Source organism: Streptomyces sp. ActVer (assembly GCF_027270795.1).
Classification (GTDB): Bacteria; Actinomycetota; Actinomycetes; order Streptomycetales; family Streptomycetaceae; genus Streptomyces; species Streptomyces umbrinus_A.
Genome location: NZ_JAPWHT010000541.1, coordinates 1 through 6,378 on the forward strand (window position 1 = coordinate 1; position 6,378 = coordinate 6,378).

Below are 6,378 nucleotides of genomic sequence, written 5' to 3' on the forward strand. Positions count from 1 at the left end.
GTGTCCCGCTTCGTGTAATTGCTTCCCACCTGGTGCTACTTCCTCTGGAACCTCACGTCCCAGTCTCCAGGTGTCCACGATCAAGGGGAAGCTTCATCCGATGGCCGACACCTTCTCCCTGACACCGCCCGAGTTGGCCCGCCTGTCGCTCCACGGCCTCTCGAAGTTCCACTTCGACCCGAACGCGCTCTCCGAGGAGCAGCGTGCTGTCATGGCGGCCAACCGTGCCGCGTTGCAGGTCTACTCGGGCCCGCGCGCGATGGGCCATCCCACCCTCACCGACCGCTTGGCCCGGGATCGCCCATCCGACACTTGTCGCCTGGGGTGCGAGCGACGAGGTGCTGGACTTCGACTACGGCTAGCGCGTACGCACAGGCCATCCCCGGCGCGGAGTTCCTCCCGCTGCAGGGCACGGGGCATCTGCCGCAGCCCAAGACGCCCGAGCAACTCCTGCCGGTGGTCTGGGACTTCGCCGAGTCTCACACCGTTGACTCTGCGGGGCAGTGATGGGGTTGGGCACTGCCGGGGCAGGGGGCTGACCGGACGGGGATTCGACCGGAGCGGAGTGTCCGGGCGGGGGTTGCCCGTATGGGGATGCCCGGGCGGGGGGTGACCGGACTCAACTGACGGGCCAAGGTGCGGACTCGGCTCGCCGGGTGGCGGACGGTCCGGGTGCGGTCAGGTCGTGTCGGCCTGCTGAATGCTGTCTCCGCTGTTGCCGATCGCGATGTAGGTGCCGATGCGACGGAAGTCGTTCATCACACCGAACATCGTCTTGTTCGACGGCAGGAGGGACCGGATGGAGGGCTGTTCGGCCAACTGGGCCGCCAGCATCTCCTTGTAGGCGTTGAACACCCTCGCCGTGTAGTTGGGCTCCTTCGCCGCGTTCATCCGGTAGTCGTTGGTGAGTGCGATGGAAGCCAGGTCCATCAGATAGCAGTCGATCAGGTCCGTGACGTCCTGGGCCCTGGCGCCGTCCTCCCCCACGCGTGCGTCCTCCGCCAGGACACCGGCCATCTTCAGCACGATGTCGCGGTAGATCTTGTGCCTTGTGCTGCTGAGGTAGGCGGCCATGATGTGGTCCGCCTGGCCCGCGCCGTCGGTGTTCATCATCCGTGGTGTGTTCAGATCGCCCAGCCCCGGTACCGCCAGCGGGATGCCCCGGAACATCGCCTCCTCGTCGGGGATGTCCCCGTTCCGCGAGGCGAGCGGATGCAGGCCGACCTCGTGGGCCAGCATGCCCATGATGTGGCCGATGTCATACTTCTCGAAGTAGTAGCTGGCCAGGTTGATGTCGACTCCGGCGTCACCACGGTCCGTCACGTCGGCCGGCGTCTCCGTCGTCCGCACGTGCAGGGTGATCCGGACGCGACGGTCACCGACGTACTCCTTGATGGTGTCGTGCTTCCGGAGCAGATCGATGATGCGGACCGCCTTGTCGCGGTACGCCTCGTTCGTGTGCTTGAGGTTGGTGAACTCGAAGTTCCCCGAGGAGAACGGCGCGTAGGCGGGTACTGCTTGGTCTGCCGGCTGACCTGATGACTGGTCGGTCGCGGCGCCCGGGTTGTGCGGCATGTGCGCCGGGACCCCTGTGGACGCCGTGTCGTCGGCGCCCTCGGCCGGGCGGGGCAAGGAGACCGGGTCCACCCATACCGCCTGACGGAGGACCCCGTCGGTCCCCTTGCATGCCTCTTCCCAGGTCTGTCCGATGTGCTGTGCTGAGTCCTGTGCAGGCTCCTGTGCTCGGTCCGGCTCACTGGCCGGTGTGAGGCTCTGCTCGATGAGCTGCGCGATGCTTAGCTCGACGTGCTGCTCAACGTTCTGCTCGACGTCCTGCGCGATGTTCTGCCCAGTGCCTTGTTCGCTCGGCTCAGGCTGCTGAGGACGGAGGGTCACGTCACCGATCAGCGCACCCAGCAGTGCCAGGTGCCGGCCGCGGAGCCCGGCGGCGGCCAATGAGGAGTCCTCCGGGTCCGCGTTCAGGTCGCCGAGCAGGCTGCCGGCGATGTGGGGGCGGTGCGGAGAGTCGGGGTCCCGGTACTCGTCCCGGAGGCCGAGCTGATGCGTCAGCTCATGCACGAACTGGACCGGGTCGGCGTCCGCCCACCACGTAATCTGGTCCATCACGCGGTCCCGGCCCACGAGGTCCACCGTCAGGTGCGGGGACTCCGAGGGGTCAACCAGTTCGACGGTCACGTGCAGCAGGTCGCCGTTCGGCAGCCGGTGACCGGGGGCGTTGAGGAACTCGTGCACACCTGCGGAGAGTTGCTCGAACGCGTGCGCCGCCTGCACGTCCGTGCCATGCATCGTGATGCGGACGGTGAGGTCCGTGATCTGCTCCCCCTGGTATGAGAGCCGCCGGGCGTCGAAGCCGGACCGCACCACGAAGCGAGGCCGGCTGTCGCGCGGCCCCACCAACTGCGGTGTGATGGCCGGGGTTTGCTCGATGCTCCCCTCTGCCCGCGCGTCGCCTTCGCTGGTCCGCGGAAGTCTGGGGTGGGCGTCGTCCCCGGGGATGGGCTGCTGGATGCTGTCGCCGCGGTTGTTGGTGGCGAGACTCGCGGCCAGTGTCGCGAAGTCCCGTACGACACCGAACATGCCCTTGTCGGCGGGCAGCAGACCTCGAGCTGGGCTGTCCTCGGCCATACGGGCGGCGAACTGTGCCTTGTAGGCGTTGTAGACCTTGGCGGTGTTGCCCGGTTCCTTGGCCGCGTTCATCCGGTAGTCACTGGTGACCGCGATGGACGCCAGGTCCATCAGGTAGGTGTCGATCAGATCGGTGACGTCCTTGGCCTTGGCACCTTCCACACCGGCCTGCGCGGCCTCGGCCAACATGTCGGCCATCTTCAGCACGATGTCGCGGTAGATCCCGTGCCTGGTGCTGCTCGGGAACGCGGCCATGATGTGGTCGGCCTGAACCGCACTGTCGGTGTTCATCGTCCGCGGCGTCTTCAAATCCCCCAGCCCCGGCACCGGCAGGGGGATGCCTCGGAACATCGCCTCCTCGTCGGGGATGTCCGGGTTCCGAGTGGCGAGCGGGTGCAGGCCGATCTCGTGGGCCAGCATGCCCATGATGTGGCCGATGTCGTACTTCTCGAAGTAGTAACTGGCGAGGTTGATCTGCACGCCCTCGTCACCCAGGTCGCGTACGTCCGCCGGAGTCTCCGTCGTCCGCACGTGCAGAGTGATCCGGACGGGACGGTCTCCGACGTACGCCTTGATCATCGGGTGGTCCCGCAACAGCTCGATGACGCGGACGGCCTTGTCGCGGTACTTCTCATCCGTGTGCTTCAGGTTGGTGAACTCGAAACGCCCCGAACTGAAGGGGGTGAGAACCGGCTGGGGTGCTGGTGCGGGGTTCGGCGTCGGCGCCGGCGGCGACTCGGTGTCGGTCTGGGGCAGCCTGGGTCGCGCTTCGCCGGTGTTGCTACCGGTGTTGCTGTCCGTAGTGCTGCTGGTCGGGTCCGGAGCGACGGGCCGCTGGATGCTGTCACCACGGTTGTTGGTACCGACACTCGTGGCGAGCGCCGCGAAGTCACCAAGGACACCGAACCTGCCCTTGTCGGCGGGGAGCAACGGCCGGACAGGGCTGTTCTGGGCAAGGTGTGCCGCCAGCTGGGCCTTGTAGGCGTTGTAAGCCCTCGCCGTGTACGCCGGGTCGGTGACCGCCCTCCCCCGGTGATCGTTGGTGACCGCGATGGAAGCCAGGTCCATCAGATACGTGTCGATCAGGTCCGTGACGTCCTTGGCTTTCGCCCCCGCCACCCCGACCTGCGCGTGGTGGGCCAGCACCTCGGCCATCTCCACCACGATGTCCCGATAGATGCCATGCCGGATCGTGTGCGGGAACGCCGCCATCACATGGTCCGCCTGACCGGCACCCACAGTGTTCATGAAGCGCGGCGTCGACAGGGATTCCAGACCCGGCACCATCAACGGCATGCCCTGATACAGGTCCTCCTCTTCCTGGATCCTCGTGTTGCGAGTGGCAAGCGGGTGCAGCCCGATCTCATGGGCCAACATGCCCATGACGTAACCGATGTCGTACTTCTCGAAGTAATAGCTCGCCAGGTTGATCTGAACGCCCTCATCGTCGAGGTCGATCACGTCCGCCGGGGCCTCGGTCGTCCGCACGTGCAAGGTGATCCGCACCGGGCGCCCGCCGACATAGTCCTTGATCGTCTGGTGCTCATCGAGCAGCTCGATGATCCGGACCGCCTTGTCGACGTACCGGTCCGTCTGGTTCAGGTTCGTGAACTCATAGTTCCCCACCTTGAACACGCGCAGAGTCCGCACCGGCGCGGCAGGCGCCGAGTCACCCGACTCCTGCTGCATGTGCGCCGGAACGCCGTCCGTGGCCGTGGTGTCGTCGGCCGGTCGTGGCAGGGAGACCGGGTCCACCCACACCGACTTCCGCAGAACCGGGTCGGTCGCCTGGCGAGTCGCATCCCAACTCTGCGCGCTGTCCTGCCCGCCCTCCTGGACCTGGGATCGCGGAGTCACGTCCCCGATCAGCGCACCCAGCAGGGCCAGGTGCCGGCCACGTAGGCCCGCGCCCGCCAATGAAAGATCCTCGGGGTCGGCGTTCAGGTCGCCGAGCATGCTCCCCGGAATGTGCGGGCGGTGCGGCGAATCGGCATCCCTGTATTCGTCCCGGAGACCGAGCTGATGCGTCAGCTCATGCACCATCTGCACCGGGTCGGCGTCCGCCCACCAGGTGACCTGATTCATGGCTCGGTCCCGGCCCGCCAGATCGACGGTCAGGTGGGGAACTTTGTCCGGAGCCGGGTCCGGGCCCAGCTGGTCCAGATCGACATACTCGACTGTCACGTTCAGCAGGTCACCATTGGGCAGCCGGTACCCCGGGGCGTTCAGGAACTCGGCAACACCCGCACTGAGTTGACCGAACACGTCCGGGACCCGCTCCGCATCGCCGCGCATCGCGACCCGGACCGTCAGGTCGGTGAACGTCTCACCCTCGTGCGTGAACCGCCGCGCGTCGAAGCCCGACCGCACCACGAACCGCGGCCGGCTGTCCCGCGAAGCCCGCAACGGCCTTGTGACGACCGGCACTTGCTCGATGTCGCCCTCGGTCGACGGAGTGCCGTCGGTGCCTTGCGGGAGCCGGGGGTTGGCCTCACCAGTAGGCGCGGACGTAGGCGCAGGCGGCTGGATGCTGTCGCCGCGGTTGTTCGTGGCGAGGCTTGCGGCCAGCGTGGCGAAGTCCCGCACGACGCCGAACATGCCCTTGTCGGGAGGCATCAGACCACGGGCGGGACTGTCCTCGGCCATCCGCGCCGCGAACTGTGCCTTGTAGGCGTTGTAGACCTTCGCCGTGTTCCCGGGTTCCTTGGCCGCGTTCACCCGGTAGTCGCTGGTGATCGCGATAGAGGCCAGGTCCATCAGGTAGGTGTCGATCAGGTCCGTGACGTCCTGGTTCTTGGCCCCCGGCACCTGCGCCTGTGCGAACTCCGCCAGCATCTCCGCCATCTTCAGCACGATGTCGCGGTAGATCTTGTGCCGCGTACTGCTGGGGAAGGCGGCCATGATGTGGTCCGCCTGACCCGCGCCCTCGGTGTTCATCGTCCGCGGTGTCCTGAGATCACCCAGTCCCGGCACCGGCAGCGGAATCCCCTTGAACATCTCTTCTTCGTCGGGGATGTCGCCGTTCCGGGAAGCCAGCGGGTGCAGGCCGATCTCATGGGCCAGCATGCCCATGATGTAGCCGATGTCGTACTTCTCGAAGTAATAGCTCGCCAGATTGATCTGCACACCCTGGTCACCCAGGTCGCGTACGTCCGCCGGAGTCTCGGTCGTCCGCACATGCAGGGTGATCCGTACGGGGCGGCCGTCGACGTACGCCTTGATCGTCGGATGGTCCCTGAGCACATCGACGATCCGGACCGCCTTCGCGCGATACCGCTCGTTCGACTGCTTGAGGTTGGTGAACTCGAAGTTGTCGATCACGAACGGACCGGAGTCGGTTGCGGCCGTGCCGGCAGGTGCCGTGTTCGGGCCCTGCGGCATGTGCGCCGGGACGCCGTCGGTGGCCGTGGTGTCGTCGGCCAGTCGCGGCAGGGAGACCGGGTCGACCCACACCGACTTCCGCAGGACCGGGTCGGTACCGGTACGCACCGCGTTCCAGGTCTGCTCGCTGTCCGCCTGCGCGTTGACCTCGGGACGCGGGGTCACGTCCCCGATCAGCGCGCCCAGCAGGGCCAGGTGCCGGCCGCGTAGGCCCGCGGCTGTCAGGGAAAGGTCCTCGGGCTCCGCGTTCAGGTCGCCGAGCAGGCTGCCCGGGATGTGCGGGCGGTGCGGGGAGTCGACGTCACGGTACTCGTCCCGGAGGCCGAGCTGGTGGGTGCGCTCGTGCACCAT

Annotated in this window: 1 pseudogene; it reads right to left on the reverse strand. The window is 67.0% G+C overall.

The features are described from left to right. Window positions 1-678 precede the first annotated feature (678 nt). Window positions 679-6,378 (reverse strand): annotated as a pseudogene (locus tag O3Q52_RS46800) (hypothetical protein); the annotation flags it as partial.